The organism is Buchananella sp. 103232 (assembly GCF_058725725.1).
The window spans coordinates 36,593-56,576 of record NZ_JBZXJM010000021.1; the positions used below are offsets into that span (position 1 = coordinate 36,593).

The following is a 19,984-nucleotide window of genomic DNA, read 5'->3' on the forward strand; positions in this document are numbered from 1 at the left end:
AACACCCAAACCACAAGTGTGGCCTGGAAACCCAATAGCATGCGGCCTGTTCTCCACTACACCAACCCCGAACCCAGCCCCGGGAACCCAAAAGCCCCAAGGACCAAGCAGACACGAGGAAAGTGTGTCTAGTGTCTTTTCCACTAAAAGCAACCCACCAAGCCCCCCAGAAGCCAGACACAACACGCGCCTGAAACAAACAACCAGGAAACCCACAAACACCAAACCAACACACAAAAACGCGCACCAGCCCGGCAGGTGGAAAAAGTTGCTCCTTAGAAAGGAGGTGATCCAGCCGCACCTTCCGGTACGGCTACCTTGTTACGACTTCGTCCCAATCGCCAGTCCCACCTTCGACCACTCCCCCCAAACGGTTAGGCCATGGGCTTCGGGTGTTACCAACTTTCGTGACGTGACGGGCGGTGTGTACAAGGCCCGAGAACGTATTCACCGCAGCGTTGCTGATCTGCGATTACTAGCGACTCCGACTTCATGGGGTCGAGTTGCAGACCCCAATCCGAACTGAGACCAGCTTTAAGGGATTCGCTCAACCTTACGATATCGCAACCCTCTGTACTGGCCATTGTAGCATGCGTGAAGCCCAAGACATAAGGGGCATGATGATTTGACGTCATCCCCACCTTCCTCCGAGTTAACCCCGGCAGTCTCTCACGAGTCCCCACCATAACGTGCTGGCAACATGAGACAAGGGTTGCGCTCGTTGCGGGACTTAACCCAACATCTCACGACACGAGCTGACGACAACCATGCACCACCTGTACACCCCCAACTAAATGCGCCCACATCTCTGCAGACTCTGGATGTATGTCAAGCCTTGGTAAGGTTCTTCGCGTTGCATCGAATTAATCCGCATGCTCCGCCGCTTGTGCGGGCCCCCGTCAATTCCTTTGAGTTTTAGCCTTGCGACCGTACTCCCCAGGCGGGGCACTTAATGCGTTAGCTACGGCGCAGGAACCATGGAAACAGCCCCCACACCTAGTGCCCAACGTTTACGGCATGGACTACCAGGGTATCTAATCCTGTTCGCTCCCCATGCTTTCGCTCCTCAGCGTCAGTAACGGCCCAGAGACCCGCCTTCGCCACCGGTGTTCCTCCTGATATCTGCGCATTCCACCGCTACACCAGGAATTCCAGTCTCCCCTACCGCACTCAAGCCTGCCCGTACCCACCGCAAGCCCACAGTTAAGCTGTGGGTTTTCACGACAGACGCGACAAACCGCCTACGAGCTCTTTACGCCCAATAATTCCGGACAACGCTTGCGCCCTACGTATTACCGCGGCTGCTGGCACGTAGTTAGCCGGCGCTTCTTCTGTAAGTAAAGTCAACCCAAACAAAAGCCTAGGCCTGCGTCCTTACTGAAAGAGGTTTACAACCCGAAGGCCGTCATCCCTCACGCGGCGTCGCTGCATCAGGCTTTCGCCCATTGTGCAATATTCCCCACTGCTGCCTCCCGTAGGAGTCTGGGCCGTATCTCAGTCCCAGTGTGACCGGTCACCCTCTCAGGCCGGCTACCCGTCAAAGCCTTGGTAGGCCATCACCCCACCAACAAGCTGATAGGCCGCGAGCCCATCCCCCACCAGAAAAACCTTTCCACACACAACCATGCGATCATGCGTGAATATTCAGTATTAGCAACCATTTCTGGTCGTTATCCCAAAGAAGGGGGCAGGTTACTCACGTGTTACTCACCCGTTCGCCACTCTCACCAAACAAGCAAGCTCGCTTGGATCCCGTTCGACTTGCATGTGTTAAGCACGCCGCCAGCGTTCGTCCTGAGCCAGGATCAAACTCTCCAACAAAAACCAAAACCAACCAACCCACAAACAGGCCAGCCAGCCAAAGCCCCTGCCAGAAACCCTGACAAAAACAACACCCAACCAAAAAGGCCAGGCAAACAAAACAGACCAACCAAAACAGTCAGCCCAAAAAACAAACACTAAACAAAAAACAAACCACACACTATTGAGTTCCCAAACAACACCCACACCCACCAGAACACCAGCCCCAAACAGAACCAGCACCCCAACAAGATGGCTTGTTGATCGCTCCTCCGTGGCCCGCAGGCCTCAGATTCACTGCTCGCTTCCCGGAAGCCGTGCTCCCCGGCAGCGAGTGAATAATTTACGCAGTTTCCGCAGCCATGTCAACTCAGATCCACGTGGCACGCAACACACACCCCATTTTCCCTGGAATCGCAACGAAAATTGGTGGGCGGGGTGGCTTGCCACCCCGCCCACCAGGCTTCAACCGCCGGGCCTTCGCCCTTCCGGCTCAGGCCTCGACCGAGCGACGCACCGCCCCGGCCACGGCCTTGGCCACGCGGGTGTCGAACACACCCGGGATGATGTAGGCCGGGCTGAGCTCGCTGTCGTCCAGCACCTCCGCGATCGCCACGGCCGCCACGCGCAGCAGCTCCATGGTGATGTCAGAGACGCCCGCGTCCAGCAGACCCCGGAACAGGCCTGGGAAGGCCAGCACGTTGTTGATCTGGTTCGGGTAGTCGGAGCGGCCCGTCGCCACCACGGCCGCGTACTTGGCCGCCTCGATCGGGTCGGTCTCCGGGGTCGGGTTGGCCATCGCGAACACGATCGCGTCCTTGGCCATGGTGCCCACCAGCTCGGCAGGGAACAGGTTGCCGGAGGAGACACCGATGAACACGTCGGCGTCCTTCAGGCCCTCCTCCAAGGAACCGGTCACACCGCGCGGGTTGGTGTTCTCCGCCAGCCACTTGCGGTGCGGGTTCATGCCCTCGGTGTCGGACGCGCTCAACGCCCCGGAGCGGCCGTAGCCCACGATGTCGCGCGCACCCTGCGCCATCAGCAGCTTGGCGATGGCGGAACCGGCCGCGCCCACACCGGAGATAACGATGCGAACGTCCTCGATGCGCTTGCCGACCACCTTCAGCGCGTTGATCAGCGCCGCCAGCGTCACGATGGCCGTGCCGTGCTGGTCGTCGTGGAACACCGGGATGTCCAGCTCGGCGCGCAGGCGCTCCTCGATCTCGAAGCAGCGCGGCGCGGAGATGTCCTCCAGGTTGATGCCGCCGTAGGCCGGCGCGATCGCCTTGACGATCGCCACGATCTCGTCCACGTCCTTGGTGGCCAGCGGCACCGGCCAGGCGTCCACGCCACCGAACTCCTTGAACAGCAGCGCCTTGCCCTCCATCACCGGCAGGGAAGCCTCCGGCCCGATGTCACCCATGCCCAGCACCGCGGTGCCGTCGGTGACCACGGCGACCGTGTTGCGCTTGATGGTCAGCTCGCGGGCACGCGAGGGAGTGTCGTAGATGGCCTTGCACACGCGCGCCACACCAGGCGTGTACGCGCGCGACAGGTCGCGGCGGTTGCGCAACGGAATCTTGGAGTGGATGGCCACCTTGCCGCCCAGGTGGGCCAGGAAGGTGGAGTCCTCCACCGAGGTGACCTCCACCCCGTCCACGCCCTCCAGGATGGAGACGATCTCCAGGCGGTGCACCGAGTCGCGCGCGTCGCACGTCAGGTCGTAGGAGATGCGCCCGCCCTCCGCGTCGGTGACGTCCAGGCCAGTGATGACGGCGCCCGTGGCGGCCACCAGGTCAACGATCTTGCTGGCGTCGGCCTGCGAGGCGTTGGCCTCCAGTCGCAGTACAACGGTGTAACTGGGGGATGGCTGAGCCATGCTCGCTCCTCACATGAAGACGTGATGTTCGCCCCGATATTGGCGCGCCGCCCCCCGCGTTGGCTAGTACCAAAGGCCCACAAGTTATGGGAAGTTTTTTGTGGACGACGTTTTTCCCGCCCTGCCTCAGGCCGGCACCGCCCACAGCCAGGCGAAAATCACTAGGCGGGAGCGTCCAGTGTGTGGACGCTCCCGCCTAGGGCAGAACGGCTCAGGCGCCGCAGACCTCCATGATCAGCTCACGCACCCGGGCGGCGTCGGCCTGCCCCTTGGTGGCCTTCATGACCGCGCCGACGATCGCGCCAGCGGCAGCAACCTTGCCGGAACGGATCTTGTCCGCCACGTCGGGCTGCGCGGCCAGCGCCTCCTCGACCGCGGCTCGCAAGGCGCCGTCGTCACTGACCACTGCCAGGCCGCGCTTGGCCACGACCTCCGCGGCACTCCCCTCACCAGCCAGCATGCCTGCCAACGCCTGGCGGGCCAGCTTGTCATTCAACTCGCCCTTGTCCACCAAGGCGGCCAGCTCTGCAACGTCGGCCGGACCAACCGGCAACTCCTCCAGCGCCACGCCGCGCTCCTTGGCCTCGCGGGAGAGCTCACCCAGCCACCACTTCCGGGCGGCCGCAGCGCCGGCACCAGCCGCCACGGTCGCCTCGATGATGTCCAGGGCGCCGGCGTTCAGAACGTCGCGCATCTCCAGGTCGGTGCAAGCCCACTCCTCCTGCAGGCGGCGGCAGCGCACCGCCGGCATCTCCGGCAGGCAGGCGCGCACCTCCTCCACCCACTCCGGCGTGCACACCACCGGCACCAGGTCCGGCTCGGGGAAGTAGCGGTAGTCGTCCGCGTCAGACTTCTCGCGGCCAGCAGAAGTGGTACCCGTGTCCTCATGCCAGTGGCGCGTCTCCTGCACCACCTTGCCGCCACCCGCCAGGATCGCGCCCTGACGCTGCATCTCGAAACGCACCGCCCGCTCGATCGCGCGGAAGGAGTTGACGTTCTTGGTCTCCGTACGGGTGCCCAGCGGCGCGTCCACGCCCTCGCGTAGCGAGACGTTAATGTCCGCACGCACGTTGCCGCGCTCCATGCGGGCCTCGCTCACGCCCAACGCGCGGAAGATGTCCCGCAACGCCTGCACGTACGCGCGCGCCACCTCCGGGGCCCGCTCCCCCGCCCCGGCAACGGGACGAGTCACGATCTCCACCAGCGGCACGCCGGCGCGGTTGTAGTCCACCAGCGAGTAGTCCGCCCCCTGGATGCGACCGGCCGAGCCACCCACGTGGGTGTTCTTGCCGGCATCCTCCTCCATGTGCGCCCGCTCGATCTCCACGCGGAACACCGCGCCGTCCTCCAGCTCCACGTCCAGGTAGCCGTCGTAGGCGATCGGCTCGTCGTACTGGGAGGTCTGGAAGTTCTTCGGCACGTCCGGGTAGAAGTAGTTCTTCCGGGCAAAACGGCAAGACTCGCGGATCTTGCAGTTCAGCGCCAGGCCGATCATCACCGCGTAACGCACCGCCGTCGCGTTCACCACCGGCAGAGTGCCCGGCAGACCCAGCGACACCGGAGTGACGTACTCGTTCGGCTCGCCACCAAACGCGTTCGGGGCGCCATCAAACATCTTCGTGGCCGTCCCCAGCTCCACGTGCACCTCGATGCCCAGCACCGGGTCGAAGCGGGCGGTGACCTCGTCGTAGTCCAGCAGGTCCGTCATCTCAGTTCTCCTTCAGGGCCGGGGCGCTGGCCAGCAGCGGGCCGCCCCACTTGGACTCCAGGGCGCGCTCCAGCACGCCACCGACGCGGTACAGGCGGGCGTCCTCGAACGCCGGGGCCAGGATCTGGAAACCAACCGGCAGGCCCTCAGACAGGCCCGACGGCAGCGACATGCCCGGCACGCCGGCCAGGTTCGCGGGAATCGTGGCAACGTCGTTCAGGTACATCGCCATCGGGTCATCCACCTTGGCGCCAAACTTGAAAGCCACCGTCGGTGCCGTAGGCGAGACTAGAACGTCGGCCTGCTCAAAGGCCTTCGCGAAATCACGCTGCACCAGCGTGCGGGCCCTCAGCGCCGCCCCGTAATAGTGGTCAATGTTGCCGGCGCTCAACGCGTAGGTGCCCAAGATGATGCGGCGCTTGACCTCGTCACCAAAACCGGCCGCACGCGTAGCGGCCATCACGCGCTCTGCGGTAACCGGGCCATCGTCGGGCTCCACACGCAAGCCATAACGCATGCCATCAAACTTCGCCAGGTTGGAAGAAACCTCCGCCGGCATCAACAGGTAGTAGGCGTCCAGCGCGATCTCAAACGAAGGGCAGTCCACCTCCACGATCTGCGCACCCGCCTCACGCAGCAGGTCCAGGGACTCCTCGAAGGAGGCGCGCACGCCCTCCTCGTAGCCCTCGCCCGTCAGCTGCTTGCCCACCGCCACGCGCACGCCCTCCAAGGAGGAGGTGTCACGCGCCGCCGCCACGTAACCCGTGCACGGCATCGGCAGCGAGGTGGAATCCAGCGGGTCGTGACCGCCCATCACCTCGTGGAACAACGCGGCGTCCTCCACGGTGCGCGTGCACGGACCGGCCTGGTCCAACGAGGAAGCCATCGCAATGAGGCCATAGCGGGAAATCGAGCCATACGTGGGCTTCACGCCCACCGTGCCCGTCACCGCCGCCGGCTGACGGATCGAACCACCCGTGTCCGTGCCCACCGCCAGCGGCGCCTCAAACGCGCCCACCGCAGCGGCCGATCCACCACCACTACCGCCAGGAATGCGCTCCAGGTCCCACGGGTTGCGAGTGGGGCCGAACGCGGAGTGCTCCGTGGACGAGCCCATCGCGAACTCGTCCATGTTCGTCTTGCCCAAGATCGGCATGCCCGCAGCGCGCAGCTTCTTCACCAGCGTCGCGTCGTACGGGGGAATCCACCCCTCCAGCATCTTCGATGCCGCCGTAGTCACCTGGCCCTTCGTGACCACCACGTCCTTCACCGCCACCGGCACACCAGCCAGCGGGTGCAGCTCCTCGCCCGCAGCGCGGCGAGCGTCCACGTCCGCCGCCGTCGCCAGGGCATCCTCCCCACTCACGTTCAGGAACGCGTGCACCTCCCCATCCACCGCAGCGATACGGTCCAGGTGCGCCTGGGTCAGCTCAACCGAGCTCACCTCACCGGCGGCCAGCATCGCGGCCTGCTTGGCCGCACTGTGCTTGATCAGCTCGTTCACGCGTCCTCCCCCAGAATCTGCGGCACCAAGAAACGCCCATCCTCGCTGGCGGGCGCCATCGCCAAGGACTCCTCCTGGGACAGCGTCGGCACTACGACGTCCTCACGCATGACGTTCGTCAGCGGAATCGGGTGAGACGTGGCCGGCACGTCCGGCCCCACAAACTGGTTGATTCGCGCCACAGAGTTGGCGATCACCTCCAGCTCGCTGGCCAGCTTGGCCGCCTCCTGGTCTGTCATTGCAATGCGCGCGAGGCCCGCCAAGCGGTGCACCTCGCCGGTGGTGAACGTGGTCATGGGCTCGATTCTAGTGTCAGCCCGCCATTGCATAGAGTTACCACCATGACATCGTGGCGCTACCGCCTTGCACGCAAACTCTTAACCCCACCCAGCCCGCGCACCATCACCCGCGCAGCCAAGTGGTGGATCGGCAGCATCGCCGCCGCCCAGGCGGTCACCCTTGCCACCGTGATGATCAACGATCACCTGCGAAAGCGCCGCAAGTTCACCGCCGATTCGTTCCTCACCGGCCCGCCCGAGGCCACCTCCGTGGCCGGCAACTGCGTCACCACCTACACCGATGCCCGGGCCTTGTACGAGGCCATGCTCGCCTCCATTCGCGCGGCCAAGCACCACATCTACTTCGAGACCTACATCTGGAAGAGCGACGAATGGGGCGAGCAGTTCAAGCACGAGCTCATCCAGGCCGCCAAGCGCGGCGTTGACGTTCGGATCATCTACGACGCCTTCGGCAACTGGGTGGTGGACCCCCGCCTGTTCGCCTTCCCCAAGATGGCCAACCTGCACGTGCTGCGCTTCCCCACCTTCAACTGGGGAATGCTCTCCCTCTCCCTGCGCCACTTTGGCCGCGACCACCGCAAAATCCTGGTGGTGGACGGCGTGGACGGCTACACCGGCGGCTACAACATCGGCAGCCTGTACCACGCCGAGTGGCGCGACACCCACGTGCGCGTGCAGGGCGAGGGGGCCTGGGAGCTCGAAAACGCCTTCGTTGACTTCTGGAACGAGCACCGGCGCGGCAAGCTGCCCGCCCTGCCCGACGCAGGAGCCCGATCCTGGAACGCCCGCATCCGCGCCGCCCAGAACACCCCCACTAAATGGCTCTTCCCCGTCCGCGGCCTGTACATCGACGCGTGCGAGCGGGCCACCGACCGCGTCTGGATCACCCAGGCCTACTTCATCCCCGACCAGGAAATCCTGGACGCCCTCATCGCGGCCGCCAGGCGCGGGGTGGACGTGAAGGTGCTGGTGCCGGAGATCTCCAACCACGTGGTCGCCGACTGGGTGGCCCGTTCCCACTACTCCCGCCTCCTGGAGGCAGGCGTGGAGCTGTGGCTCTACCGGGGCGCAATGATCCACGCAAAGACCGCCACCGTGGACGGCCGCTGGTCCACCATCGGCACCGCCAACATCGACCGTCTCAGCCTGCGCGGCAACTACGAGGTCAACCTGGAGTTCTTCGACTACGGCCAGGCGCAAAACATGGAGGCGGTCTTTCTGCGGGACCTCAGCCAGTCACGCCGCCTCACCCTGGAGGAATGGGACAACCGCCCGCTCATCCACCGCGTCGGCGAGCGGCTGCTGCGGCCTTTCGCGCCCCTGATCTAGGCCGACCCGAAGCGCGGGTTAGCTGCAGAAATGTGTGTGCAGGCTCGGCGTGTCGGGGTTGGAACCGCCGGGCGGAGGTGCTCGGCACCGAGCAAGGCGCTGCTCCTGTGCTCGAATCTAGACGTTTGGGGGCGAATCTCGACGTTCGGTGGCCCGTCTCGACGTTTGGTGCCGAATCTCGACGTAAACCAGGTCGGGATCGTCGAGTTGAAAGGCCAAACGTCGAGTTGAAAGGGCGAACGTCTAGATTCACGCTCGCCGGCACCCGGGCACCACAACGTAACCCGGGCATTGCGCCACCCGGGCATCGCGCCACCCGTGCACCGCGCCACCCGGGCATCGCGCAGCACTCATACAAGTGGCTCAGGCACCAGCCCTCTCCCGATTCCTCCAGGCCCCGGCAGCCCCGGCCGTTAGGGCGGGCGAAAAACGACCGCTCGAAACGGCCCGCCCAGAAACGCAAGAAGTGGCGGGGTGAGTGTTTGACACTCACCCCGCCACCGCTTCCGCACGCCGGGGATCAGCCCTGCGGGTTCACCGGGGGCTGGGGCTGCTGAGGAGCCTGCGGCACGGTGCCCGGCACCGACGGGAAACCCTGCGCGGGAACCTGCGGGACGCTCTGAGCGGGAGCCTGCGGGAAGCCCTGCTGCGGGGCAACACCCGGCACCTGGGCTTGCGGGGCAACGCCCGCGACCGGCTGCCCCGCGACCGGCTGCCCCGACAGCGGGTAGCCCGCAGGCTGGGCGAAGCCCCGCGCCGGAACCTGCGCCGCCGCGCCACGGGTCGCCAGGAAGTTCAGGATGGAGAAGGCCACGGCAGCTGCTGCGGCCAGGAAGGTGAGCCACAGGCCGAAGCCGATCGAGACCATCCCGCGAGTGTCCTTGGAAGCGAAGTTGGAAAAGGAGACCACCGGGATCAGCAGGGACACCGCAGAGAGGCCGATCAGGGTGTAGCCGACCCACGAGCCCTTCAGGACTTCCGGCTTGAACGTCTTCAGGCCCGCCAGCACCGCCATGGCAGTACCAAGGATGAGGGTCAGCATCCCATCACCGGAGGTACCGCTCACCTGAATGGTGGCGCCCAGGAAGCTGGCATTGGCCCACGGCATAAACGCCGCAAGGGCGAGTACGACGCTCGCTGCGCCGGTCAGGAAGACCCACTTGGACCTCGGGTCGGCCATCACGGCGGAGAGGCTAAAGGAAGCGGCGGCAGCCTGCGGCTGCTGCGGCACCATCGGGGCCTGCGGTTGCTGGGGACCCTGGCCGGGAGCGGGGAAGGTCATTCGACGCACCTTTCGATTCAGTTAAAGCCCGAATATGCTCCCACGTTTGCGCTCATGCCAACAAGACCGGCAGAACGCGCTTTCGCCGCTTGGCGCACAAATGAGCGAGGTGGGGGCGAGCATCTTCTGCTCGCCCCCACCTCACTTCGACTTCCGCTCTTTCCGTCCTACTGGGCGGGGACTCGGAAGCGCGGTTAGTTGGGATCAGCCCTGCGGGTTAACCGGGGGCTGGGGCTGCTGCGGGGCCTGCGGGAAGCCCTGCTGCGGGGCAACACCCGGCATAGGCTGGCCGGGTACGGGCTGACCCGGCATCGGGTAGCCCGGGGCCTGCGGCTGCTGAGCGGTGAAGGGGGTGGTGGGAACCTGCGGCACCGGGCCTGCGGCCGGAGCGGCGCCACGGTTGGCCAAGAAGTTCAGGACCGAGAAGGCCACGGCGGCAATCGCGGCGAAGAAGGTCAGCCACAGACCGTAGCCGTAGGAGATGACACCGAAGGTGTCCTCGCTCTTGATGGACATCATGGAGGCGATGGTGATCAGCAGAGAAACAGCCGCGACAGCGATGAAAGCCGGGGCGCCCCACTGCTCCTTCAGGATCTCCGGCTTGAAGACCTTCAGGCCGGCGTAGACGGCCAGCATCAGGCCCAGGATCAGGGTGAACTTGCCCTCGCCGCTGACGCCGTTGACGTTGATCGTCTCACCAAAGACCTTCGCGGACGCCCAGGGGAGGAAGGAGCCCAGCGCGACGAATACGCCGGCGGCACCAGCGAGGAGGAGCCAGCGCTGCTTGGTGTCAGCCATCACGGCGCCGAAGTTGAAAGCCGGGGCGGGAGCCTGCGGCTGCTGAGGAACCATCGGCTGCTGCGGTCCCTGGCCGGGAGCGGGGAAAGACATATCGGATCCCTTTCAAACGAGGTAGATGCCTAACGAATACTTGCACAAAATAGGCCGTTTCCGGGGTCTGGTTGCGAGATTCACACGCTCCATGACAAGCGTCACCGTCTGCTAAGGCGCATTTTTCCGGCCCTTCGCGGCCAGTCCAACAGGTGAGCAAATCCCCGCCCTACCGCGCACCGCCGCCCAGCTGCCCACCCGACCAGCAGCCCAGTACCTCGCACCTTCGCCCAGCCGCCCACCCGACCAGCAGCCCAGTACCGCGCACCTTCGCCCGGCGCCCACGCTCAGCCTGGGCAGCTAGTCCAGCGTGCCCCCGCTGCGCAGCACCTCGAACTCGTCCTCGTCGATCACCCGCACCCCCAGCGTCTGCGCCTTGGTGAGCTTCGAGCCCGCCTTCTCGCCCGCCAGCACGTAGTCGGTCTTCTTAGACACGGACGACGCTGCCTTCCCGCCGTGGAGAGCGATCGTGGCCCCGATTGAGTCGCGCGTGTAGCCCTGCAGCGCCCCGGTGGCGACGATCGTCAACCCGGCCAGAGTTTGGGGCGCCGCTTCCTCAGACTCGGCGAGCGGAGCGTCGGCCAACTCCACCCCGGCTTCGCGCCAGGCCGCGATGATCTGCTGGCCGCGCTCGGTGGCCAGCCAGTCCCGCAGGGAGGCCGCGATGATCGGCCCGACGCCCTCGACGTCGGCCAGCTCGACCAGGTCGTGGAGCGCAATCGACTCCTCGATGGCCGCCAGGGAACCAAAGCGGGCCGCGAGCGCGCGCGCCGCCACCGGGCCCACGTGCCGGATGGACAAAGCCACCAGGAAGCGCCACAGCTCCTTGGTGCGGGCGGCCGCCAGGTTGGCCAGCAGGGCGGCGGCGGACTTGGACAGCTCGGAGGGCTTGGCCACGCTGCCGTCCTTGCGCGGCGCGGACGGGGTGGTCCAAAAGGCGCGCACCCAGGCCACGTCGTTCTCCCCGGCCCCCTTGCCGACGGCGGGACGGAAGATGCGCACCTGGCGTAGGTCCTCCGGGGTGAGGTGGAAGATCCCCGCCTCGCTGGTCAGGGGCGCAGCCTGCACCGGTGCCAGGCGGTCGAGCAGGGCGTGGGCGGCGGCGGTGCGCTCGGCCACGTCCCAGTCCGCCGGGTCCACGCCCTCTGGCGCGCGCAGATAGTGGGCCTCGCGGTCGATCCAGAGCGCACCCCCGCGCAGCAGCGCGTCTACGGCGTCCTGCCGGTTGGCGTCCGGGTTGGTCAGGGCCCGCGCCCCCTCCTCCCCCAGGCCCTCCACGTCCAGGGCGCCGCGCGAGGCCAGGTGCTCCACCCGCCCGCGCAGCTGCGCCGGGCACAGGGCCACGTTGGGGCAGCGCAGGTCCTTCTCCCCCTCATTCGTGGGCGCCAGCACCGCCCCGCAGGCCGGGCAATTGGTGGGCATCACGAAGACGACCTCGTGGCCCGTGCGCGCCCGCTCCACCGGGCCCAGGATCTCCGGGATCACGTCCCCGGCCTTGCGCAGCACCACCGTGTCACCGATGCGCACGTCCTTGCGGGTCACCTCGAAACCGTTGTGCAGCGTGGCGCGGGCAACCATCGAACCGTCCACCAGCACCGGCTCCATCACCCCGTAGGGGGTCACCCGCCCCGTGCGCCCCACGTCCACGGCGATGTCCAGCAGCCGCGTGTGCACCTCCTGGGGCGGGTACTTGTAGGCCACCGCCCAGCGCGGGGTGCGCGAGGTCAAGCCCAGCTCCTCCTGCTCGGCCAGGCCGTCCACCTTCAACACCACCCCGTCGATCAGGAAGGGCAGGCGGGCGCGCTCCTCCCCCAGCTCCCTGATGTAGTCCAGGGCACCCGCGCTGCCGCTCACCACCCGCGTGCCCGGGATGGTGGGCAGCCCCCAGGCCGCCAGGAGCGCATACCAACCGCTCTGCGTTGGGGGCGGCGCGAAGGCAGCGTCGTCCCCTGCCGTCTCCAGGCGCAGGGCGCCCACCCCGTGGGCCAGGAATCGCAGTGGCCGCTTGGCGGTCTGCGCCGCGTCCTTCTGGCGCAGCGAACCGGCCGCCGCGTTGCGCGGGTTCATGAAGGTCTTTTCCCCGGCTGCGGCGCGCGCGGCGTTGAACTGCTCGAACTCCGCCACGGGGATGTAGACCTCGCCGCGCACCTCCACGTGCGCCGGGTGCGGACCGTCCGCCAGTGAGGCCGGCAGGTTGGCGATGGTGCGAGCCTGGGCCGTGACGTCCTCCCCCACGCGGCCATCCCCACGCGTGGCGGCCTGCACCAGCACGCCGTTTTCGTAGGTGATGGAGACGGCCAGGCCGTCGATCTTGGGCTCCGCAGTCAGCGTGGTGGCGCCGACGCGCTCGCCCCAGGCGGCGACCTCGTCGAAGTCGAACACGTCCTCCAGCGAGAGCATCCTCTCCCCGTGCACCACCGGGGCGAAGGCCGACGCTCCGCCCGCCTCCCCCACCCCGCCGCCGCTCTCAGTGGCGGCCACCTCGCCGCGGTCGGCAAGCGGCTCCTCCACGGTCTGCGTGGGCGAGTCCGGGCTTATCAGCTGCGGGAAGCGCGCCTCCAGGTCACGCAGCTCGCGCACGGCGGCGTCGTACTGGGCGTCGGAGTAGAGCGGCTCGGCCGCGTCCCCCTCGGGCCGGTAGTAGACCCCGCGCGCCTGCGCGATCATCTGGCGCAGCTCGCCCGCCCGCTTCTCGGCGTCAACCAGGTGGTCCACTTCCCCTGCCTCTCCACTCAACCTATCGGCGAGGGCGGCACCAAGGGGCCCCTCGCCTGCGGCCCCGATGCGATTAGCGCTGAGCGCCAACCGCGAGCCTCCCCAATCATCGCGCACCCGGCCCTGCCGCGCCGACCCCAGGGACACGCTGGGGTGAACACCCGCCGGGGGCGGGGCGCGCCGGGGTCGGGGCGCCGCCGGGTCAGGCCGTGGTCTGACAAAACGAGCCAGCAACTGCACCCCAGGGTGCATGTCCCGGCGCCACGGCCCCCTTTAGGCTGAGCCCGTGCACAAGCCGGCCGCTCCCTCCCGCCCCTCGCTGCTCCCACTGGAATCGCGCGATGGGGCAATAGCCGTCGCGGCGCTGACCGCCACCGCCCTGGCGTTGCTCGCTTACGAGCAGAAGCTGCTGGTCTCCGTCCCCTGGGAGATGCCCATCGACCTACCGATGGTGGTGCTCTCCTTGCTGGCGGCGTTCTCTTGCGCGCTCGTGCGCAAGCTGCCCGCCGTGCCGCTGACTGCCGTGCTGGGGGTGACCGCGCTGGGGCTGGTATCCACAAACTGGTTCGTGCCGGCGGCCGTGCTGCTGCCCCTGGTGCTCTACCAGGCGGCCTACCGTTTAGGGACCGCGCTGGCCCTGACCGGATTCGTCCTTAGCGGGGCTCTGGCCGCTGCGGCCACCCTGCTGTTGGCTTACGGGACGTCTGACGCTTCTGCCCTTTTCTTCGCCCTTTACAACGCCCTGATCCTGACCACTGCGGTGCTGCTCGGCATGCGGCGACGCGTCGGGACCGCAGCGGCCCAGCGGGCCAGGCAGGAGCAGCTCCTGGTGCAGGAGGCCGCCGGGCAGGCCGCGCTCGCCGCCAGTGCCACCGAGCGCACCCGCATCGCCCGGGAGATGCACGACATCGTGGCCCACTCCCTTTCCGTGGTGATCGCCCAGGCGGACGGGGGACGTTACGCCGCCGCCACCAACCCGCAGGCCGCAGAGCGCGCGCTGACCACCATCGCGGAGATCTCCCGTGCCGCGCTAAAGGACATGCGGGCGATCCTGGGAGTGCTGCGCGGCCCGGACGAGGACGCCCTGCAGCGCCTGCCCCAGCCCATGGAAGACGACTTGGACAGCCTGGTGGCCACCGTGGTGGACGCGGGCCTGCCCACCTCCATCGTGCGCGTGGGAACCTCCCAGGTGCTCGCCCCCGGGCTGGGCCTGACCGTGCACCGCCTAGTCCAGGAGGCGCTGACTAACTCGTTGAAGTACGCCGGCCCGGCGGCCAGTGCCACCGTGGTGGTCAACTGGACCGACTCCGCCCTGGAGGTGACTGTGGACGACGACGGCCGCGGCGCCGGTGTGGAGAACGACGGCAAGGGGCACGGCCTGGTGGGCATGCGCGAGCGCGTGGCGGCCTTTGGTGGTTCGCTGCACGCGGGGGCCAAGCCCGGCGGCGGTTTTCGCGTGCGCGCCCACATCCCCCTGTCCCACGCCGCGCTGACTTCCGGCCAGGGAGCGGACGGTGCAGGGACGACGCTGCCGCCCCGGCCCGTCCCCACGGGAACGCCCCCCGCAGGGGCCGCCACGGCCAAAACCCCGGCTGCGGCAGAAGCACCGGCTGCGGCAGACGTACCGGCGGGCGGGACCGAAGGGGCGGGGAAGACCCCCGACCCGCTCGGTAGCATTGCCCAAGACCGAGCCGACCAGCCGGCCCCAAGGGAGGACTAGCAGTGGAACCCATCCGGGTAGCGATCGTGGACGACCAGCAGCTGGTGCGGGCGGGATTCTCGCTGGTGATCTCCTCCCAGCCGGACATGGAGGTGGTGATCGAGGCGGGCAACGGCGCCTCCGCAGTGCGGCTCCTCAAGGACCACCCCGTTGACGTGGTCCTCATGGACGTGCGCATGCCGGAGATGGACGGCCTGGAGGCCACCCAGCTCATCACCGAGCGCGGCGACAGCCCGCGCATCATCATCCTGACCACCTTTGACCTGGACGAGTACGTGCTGGCGGCCGTGCGTGCCGGGGCCTCCGGTTTTCTCCTTAAGGACGCCCCGCCGGAGGACATGCTGGAGGCGATCCGCACCGTCCACGCCGGCGATGCAGTGATCGCGCCGTCCTCCACCCGCCGCCTGCTGGCTCACGTGGCCAACCACCTGCCCACGCCCCAAGAGCCCTCCCCGCTGCTGGACAGCCTGACGGACCGCGAGCGCGAGGTGCTGGTGCTGATGGCCCGAGGCAAGTCCAACTCCGAGATCGCCGCTGACCTGTTCGTCGCCGAGGCGACGGTGAAGACCCACGTGGGGCGGGTGCTGGCCAAGCTGGGGGCCCGCGACCGGGTGCAGGCAGTGGTCGCGGCCTACGAGCTGGGCCTGGTGCACCCTGGGGCGTAACTGCGCGACGCGGGCGTCCCACCCTGGTCGGATGGGGCGGCGGCCCCGCAAGAGTTAGCGTCTTGTCAGGAGGTGCAAGCATGCGATCGGCTGTTTCTGGCAAGGGGTTGACCAAGCAATTCAACTCTGCGGTCCCCGTGCACGCCCTGCGCGGGGTGGACGTGGAGATCCCGGCCGGCAAGTTCACCTGCATCATGGGCCCCTCGGGCTCCGGCAAGTCCACCCTGCTGCAGATCCTGGCCGGGATCGCGCAGCCCACCTCCGGCGAGGTGGAGCTGGGCGGGCAGCGCCTCACCGACATGGACGACGACGCCCTGGCCATGGCCCGCCGCCGGGTCGGGTTCGTGTTTCAGCAGTTCAACCTGCTGCCCAACCTGACCGCGCGGCAAAACATTCTCCTGCCCTGCGACCTGGCGGGCACCGCCCCCACCGAGGCCTGGTGGGAGCGGGTGGTGGCGACGCTCAACCTGGCCGAGCGGCTGGAGCACCTGCCAGAGCAGCTGGCGGGCGGCCAGGCGCAGCGCGTTGCTATCGCCCGTGCCATCGTCAACCAGCCCGAGGTGGTGTTTGCCGACGAGCCCACCGGCGCCCTGGACCAGCGTTCCTCCAGCGAGGTGCTGGCGCTGTTGCGCACGCTGGTGCGTGAGTTGGGGCAGACCGTGGTGATGGTGACGCACGACCCGGCCGCCGCCGCCTACGCCGACGAGGTGCTGCTGCTGGCCGACGGTCTCCTGGTGGGCCGCATAGTCAACCCGACCACCACCTCAGTGCTGGCCGGCCTGGAGGCCCTTGGGCAGGGGGCCTACAACTAATGGGCCCCTCCCCGCTGCGCAGGCAGCTCTCCTCGCTCTGGGGGGCGGCGCTGGCGGTCGCGCTGGCAACCACCTTCCTGTCCACCCTGTTACTCGGCATGGGCCAGGTGGGGCGCAGCCTGAACAACGTGATGACGGCGGGCCTGGGCGAGGCCGCCGTGGTGGTGGAGCCCGCCCACCCAATCCCCGACCTTTCGGTCATCACCACCCAACCGGGCGTGAGCGCCGCCCACCGGGTCCACACCATCTGGTGTGCGCTGAGCAAGCCGGGCGAGCAGCCCCCCGCCCAGGTGCGGCAGGACGAGCTGGTTGAGACGCTCGCCTCCGTGGAGTTGCAGGCCAACGCCCCGGTCCCGGAGCTGGAGACCGTTGCCATCCAGCACGGGCACAGCCCCCTGCCGGGCGAGATCGGTTTAACCGCCGTGACGGCCGCAGAGCTGGACCTGGAGCTGGGTGAGCCGGTGAGCCTGCACTTGCAGGACCTCTCGGGCCAGACCCGCTACCTGAACCTGACCTACCGGACCACGCTGGCCCCGCCGTCCTCGTTCGCCACCAACCAGATCCCCGCGCTGGTAAACCCACAGGACTTTGCCCACATCGAACAGTTCACCAGCGAGGACGTCTCCATCTCCCAGTGGGCCACGATCCTCGTCGCCGTCTCCGGCTCCCACCCCGAGAACGTGGCCCAGGGACTGCGCGAACGCCTCGGGGCGGACACGGTGGTCTACACCGCCCAGTCCTGGGCGGAGAACCGGCTGCTGGCCTACACCGGCACGGACAGATTCACCGACGCCCTCACCCTCAGCTTCGCCGCCCTCGGCGTCGCCGTGGCCGGGCTGGTGGTGGCCACCACCTTCCACGTGCTGATCACCCGCCGCACCTGGGAGCTGGCCATCCAGCGTTGCATGGGGGCCACCCGCAGGCAGCTGCGCAACCAGGTGCTGCGCCAAGCCCTCCTGCTGGGCGGCACCGCCAGCGCGATCGGCGTCACCGCTGGCCACCTGATTGGGCAGCTGGCGGCCATGGTGGCCCAGGGCCACGAGCGGATCAGGCTATCGGCCCCCGGCCTGCTGGTCACCCCCACCTCCGTGCTGGTTCCCCTCCTGGCTGGAATCGCCATCACCGTGGGGGCCGCACTGCCCGCCGCGCGGCGGGCCTCCCGCACCTCGCCGCTGGCCGCGATGCGCACACAGTCCCAGGAAACGTCGTCCAGCAAGACCCTGCTCTTTGGCGGCGCCCTGGTGGCAGCCGGGGTGAGCATGCTGCTCATCGTTGCGCAGGCGGCAAACAGCTACCTGAACCTGGGCAGCGAGGGATTCGTGACGCTCTCCCTGATGGGAATCGGCGGGGCGGTCCCCCTCATGGCGGGCCTGATCATCGCCTCCCACCCCGCACTCGTGTGGGCGATCCGGGCGGCCAAGCCCCTACTGGAGCACGCCGGGGGGAGCAGACTGCGGGCCAGCACGCGGATCGCGCTACTCAGCATCACCCGCTCCTCTGCCCGCGCGGGCACCACCATCGGAGCAGTCGTGGTGGGCGTGTCCCTGGCGGTGATCGTGGCCACCGGCGCGCGCACCGCCCACAGCTCCCTCACCTACCTATTCACTGCTTCCAACCCGTTCGACATCGAGGCCTACCACGTTGACGCGGTGGACGACGCCGACCTCGCCGCCATAGCCAACCTGCCCGGCGTGGAGGCCGTGGCGGCCACCCACGAAGCACCAATCGCGCTCCGCCTCACGCACGGCGAGCAGGTGGGATACGGGACGCTGAGCGTCGGGCGGTCCGAGCAGATCGCCCAGGTGTCCTCCGACGCCTACCTGGACCTCCCCCTGCCCGGGGAATTGCTGCTCTCCGTCGACCACGCCGAGACCCTGGGCCTCAGCGACGGCGAGGCCATCATGGTGGCCCCACTGGCCGCGCCGCCAGGCGAGCCGAAGATCGTCGACGGGGTGCTTGTCTCCCCCGCCGACCTCTACTTCCCGGTCAGCGGGCCCTCCTTCTACCTCACCGCCCTCGAGTACGTTGCCGACCAGCTCGGTCCCGGCGACGGGGGACACGCCGGCGCTGGCCAGTCCGACGGTGACCAGTACGGCGGTGGCCAATACGGCGCTGGCCAGTCCGACGCGACGGCCCCCCTCCTGGAGGAATCTGTCCTTGAGGCGGGGGCTGAGGCAGGGCTCGAGGTAGGAGTCGAGGCGGGGACCGAGGCAGGGCTCGAGGTGCTGGCCGCCGAAGCCGCAGCGAGCGAGGCACAGCTGGCGAGCTTGAACCGGGAGATCGCGGCAATGCTCCAGGCAACGCGAGCCCACATCCTGTCCCTCGACTGGGGCCGCGCCCCGACGCTGGTGGTGCGCACGGTCTACTACACGCCCGTGATCAACGTGGACGTGGATAGCCTGCACACGCAGGAGCGATTCAGCCTCGACGCTGCGCCCGTGCCGGCCACGCTGGGGGCGGGCGAATCCACCTCGCTGCCCACCCTGACCAACCAGCGCACCCCGCTGCAAAACAGCCGGATCCTGGTTCAGGTTGACCAGGACCGTGCCCAGGACCTGCTGCCGCAGGTGGGCCCCAAGATCGCCGAACGCACCAACGGCCAGATGCCCCAGATCGAGGGACCGGTGGCCAAGATGCAGGCCTACCACATACTTATCGACCGGGTGCTGACCCTGCTGGTGGGGCTGCTGTCCATCGCCGTCGTCATCGCCTTCGTGGGCGTTACCAACGCCCTGATGTTGTCCGTGGTGGAGAGGCGAGACGAGCTCGCCACCCTGCGCGCCCTTGGCATGAGCCGGCGCCAGGTCCGCCTCATGCTCGCCATCGAGGGCCTGGTTCTGGCCGGGGTGGGCGTGAGCGTGGGCGTCCTGGGCGGGATCCCGCTTGGCCTACTGGGGAGCTACACCGTGCTGTCGCGCACGCGGGTCTTTGTGCCCGACGTTCCCTGGGACATGGTTGGAATAACGATGGCCGCAGCGCTGGCGGCCGGGGTATGCGCCGCCGTGCTGGCGGCCTCCCTCCCATTCGGCAAGCAGGCCAGGCAAAGCAGCTAGGTAGGGCTGCGGCGGCCCGGCGGCGGCAAAACTGGGGCAAAGCGGCGCCGCAAGGCGGCGGCCCTGTGGTGACTCTACGGCGGCCCGGCGGCGGCCCTCCCTGTGGAAATCGCTAGTCGCGTCCCGGCACCGCCCCGGTTTTGCCCGAGGAGAGCGCCCACCAACACTGAAGGGGTGTGGGCGATAGACGTGATTGAGGGCGCGGACCTGGGGGCCAGGTTCCTGCTGCCTACCGGCACCAGTCGGCTCGGCAGGGGCCCGGACGCCCTCAGCGATCCCCGGGTGTCCAGGTTCCACCTGGAGGTCCGCGCGGGTCGGGGCGGGGTG

At 67.8% G+C, this 19,984-nt stretch carries 12 protein-coding genes and 1 rRNA gene; 5 read left to right on the top strand and 8 right to left on the bottom strand.

Annotated elements, in window-relative coordinates; genetic code table 11:
* Positions 1–279: 279 nt before the first annotated feature.
* The 5 genes from AC4PWQ_RS03410 to gatC all read right to left on the bottom strand — a co-directional run bounded on the left by AC4PWQ_RS03410 (position 280) and on the right by gatC (position 7,187).
* A 16S ribosomal RNA gene (locus AC4PWQ_RS03410) occupies positions 280–1,821 on the bottom strand.
* A gap of 472 nt (positions 1,822–2,293) precedes the next feature.
* Positions 2,294–3,679, bottom strand: a complete 1,386-nt coding sequence (locus AC4PWQ_RS03415; protein WP_371152533.1) for an NAD-dependent malic enzyme — start codon at positions 3,677–3,679, stop codon at positions 2,294–2,296.
* Between the two features lie 211 nt (positions 3,680–3,890).
* Positions 3,891–5,387 (bottom strand): Asp-tRNA(Asn)/Glu-tRNA(Gln) amidotransferase subunit GatB, encoded by a 1,497-nt coding sequence (gene gatB / locus AC4PWQ_RS03420; protein WP_492089765.1) that lies wholly within the window; start codon positions 5,385–5,387, stop codon positions 3,891–3,893.
* Position 5,388: 1 nt separating this feature from the next.
* Positions 5,389–6,849 (bottom strand): Asp-tRNA(Asn)/Glu-tRNA(Gln) amidotransferase subunit GatA, encoded by a 1,461-nt coding sequence (gene gatA / locus AC4PWQ_RS03425; protein WP_492089772.1) that lies wholly within the window; start codon positions 6,847–6,849, stop codon positions 5,389–5,391.
* Between the two features lie 38 nt (positions 6,850–6,887).
* Positions 6,888–7,187, bottom strand: coding sequence for an Asp-tRNA(Asn)/Glu-tRNA(Gln) amidotransferase subunit GatC (gene gatC / locus AC4PWQ_RS03430; RefSeq protein ID WP_371152535.1), 300 nt, complete (start codon positions 7,185–7,187; stop codon positions 6,888–6,890).
* Positions 7,188–7,232: 45 nt separating this feature from the next.
* Here gatC and AC4PWQ_RS03435 point away from each other — a divergent pair, with 45 nt between their 5' ends.
* On the top strand, positions 7,233–8,519 hold the full coding sequence (locus AC4PWQ_RS03435; protein WP_371173915.1) for a phospholipase D-like domain-containing protein: 1,287 nt from the start codon (positions 7,233–7,235) through the stop codon (positions 8,517–8,519).
* A 520-nt stretch (positions 8,520–9,039) separates the two neighbouring features.
* Here the strand turns inward: AC4PWQ_RS03435 and AC4PWQ_RS03440 are convergent.
* From AC4PWQ_RS03440 to ligA, 3 genes are all read right to left on the bottom strand, one after another.
* A complete protein-coding gene (locus tag AC4PWQ_RS03440) occupies positions 9,040–9,801 on the bottom strand; it encodes a hypothetical protein (protein WP_492089766.1) in 762 nt (253 codons plus the stop codon).
* A 204-nt stretch (positions 9,802–10,005) separates the two neighbouring features.
* The gene (locus tag AC4PWQ_RS03445) at positions 10,006–10,692 is read right to left on the bottom strand and encodes a hypothetical protein (RefSeq protein WP_371173913.1); all 687 of its coding nucleotides are present in this window, start codon (positions 10,690–10,692) and stop codon (positions 10,006–10,008) included.
* A gap of 300 nt (positions 10,693–10,992) precedes the next feature.
* Positions 10,993–13,407: an NAD-dependent DNA ligase LigA gene (gene ligA / locus AC4PWQ_RS03450; protein ID WP_492089767.1), complete on the bottom strand. Its 2,415-nt coding sequence runs from the start codon at positions 13,405–13,407 to the stop codon at positions 10,993–10,995.
* Between the two features lie 286 nt (positions 13,408–13,693).
* On the opposite strand from ligA, the gene AC4PWQ_RS03455 reads away from it, so the two are divergent.
* The 4 genes from AC4PWQ_RS03455 to AC4PWQ_RS03470 all read left to right on the top strand — a co-directional run bounded on the left by AC4PWQ_RS03455 (position 13,694) and on the right by AC4PWQ_RS03470 (position 19,657).
* Positions 13,694–15,127: a sensor histidine kinase gene (locus tag AC4PWQ_RS03455; protein WP_492089768.1), complete on the top strand. Its 1,434-nt coding sequence runs from the start codon at positions 13,694–13,696 to the stop codon at positions 15,125–15,127.
* 2 nt (positions 15,128–15,129) lie between these two features.
* Positions 15,130–15,792 carry a response regulator gene (locus tag AC4PWQ_RS03460; protein ID WP_371152541.1) on the top strand — a complete coding sequence of 221 codons (663 nt, stop codon included), beginning with the start codon at positions 15,130–15,132 and terminating at the stop codon, positions 15,790–15,792.
* Positions 15,793–15,872: 80 nt separating this feature from the next.
* Positions 15,873–16,604: an ABC transporter ATP-binding protein gene (locus AC4PWQ_RS03465; RefSeq protein ID WP_371152542.1), complete on the top strand. Its 732-nt coding sequence runs from the start codon at positions 15,873–15,875 to the stop codon at positions 16,602–16,604.
* Positions 16,604–19,657: an FtsX-like permease family protein gene (locus tag AC4PWQ_RS03470; protein ID WP_371163745.1), complete on the top strand. Its 3,054-nt coding sequence runs from the start codon at positions 16,604–16,606 to the stop codon at positions 19,655–19,657. The genes AC4PWQ_RS03465 and AC4PWQ_RS03470 overlap by 1 nt, the downstream gene beginning before the upstream one ends.
* The last annotated feature ends 327 nt before the right edge of the window (positions 19,658–19,984 follow it).

Coding starts and splice junctions, on each gene's coding strand:
- AC4PWQ_RS03415 (WP_371152533.1), bottom strand. CDS start 3,679: ATGGCTCAGCCATCCCCCAGTTACACCGTTGTACTGCGACTGGAGGCC.
- AC4PWQ_RS03435 (WP_371173915.1), top strand. CDS start 7,233: ATGACATCGTGGCGCTACCGCCTTGCACGCAAACTCTTAACCCCACCC.
- gatC (WP_371152535.1), bottom strand. CDS start 7,187: ATGACCACGTTCACCACCGGCGAGGTGCACCGCTTGGCGGGCCTCGCG.
- AC4PWQ_RS03465 (WP_371152542.1), top strand. CDS start 15,873: ATGCGATCGGCTGTTTCTGGCAAGGGGTTGACCAAGCAATTCAACTCT.
- AC4PWQ_RS03470 (WP_371163745.1), top strand. CDS start 16,604: ATGGGCCCCTCCCCGCTGCGCAGGCAGCTCTCCTCGCTCTGGGGGGCG.
- AC4PWQ_RS03440 (WP_492089766.1), bottom strand. CDS start 9,801: ATGACCTTCCCCGCTCCCGGCCAGGGTCCCCAGCAACCGCAGGCCCCG.
- gatB (WP_492089765.1), bottom strand. CDS start 5,387: ATGACGGACCTGCTGGACTACGACGAGGTCACCGCCCGCTTCGACCCG.
- AC4PWQ_RS03445 (WP_371173913.1), bottom strand. CDS start 10,692: ATGTCTTTCCCCGCTCCCGGCCAGGGACCGCAGCAGCCGATGGTTCCT.
- gatA (WP_492089772.1), bottom strand. CDS start 6,849: ATGCTGGCCGCCGGTGAGGTGAGCTCGGTTGAGCTGACCCAGGCGCAC.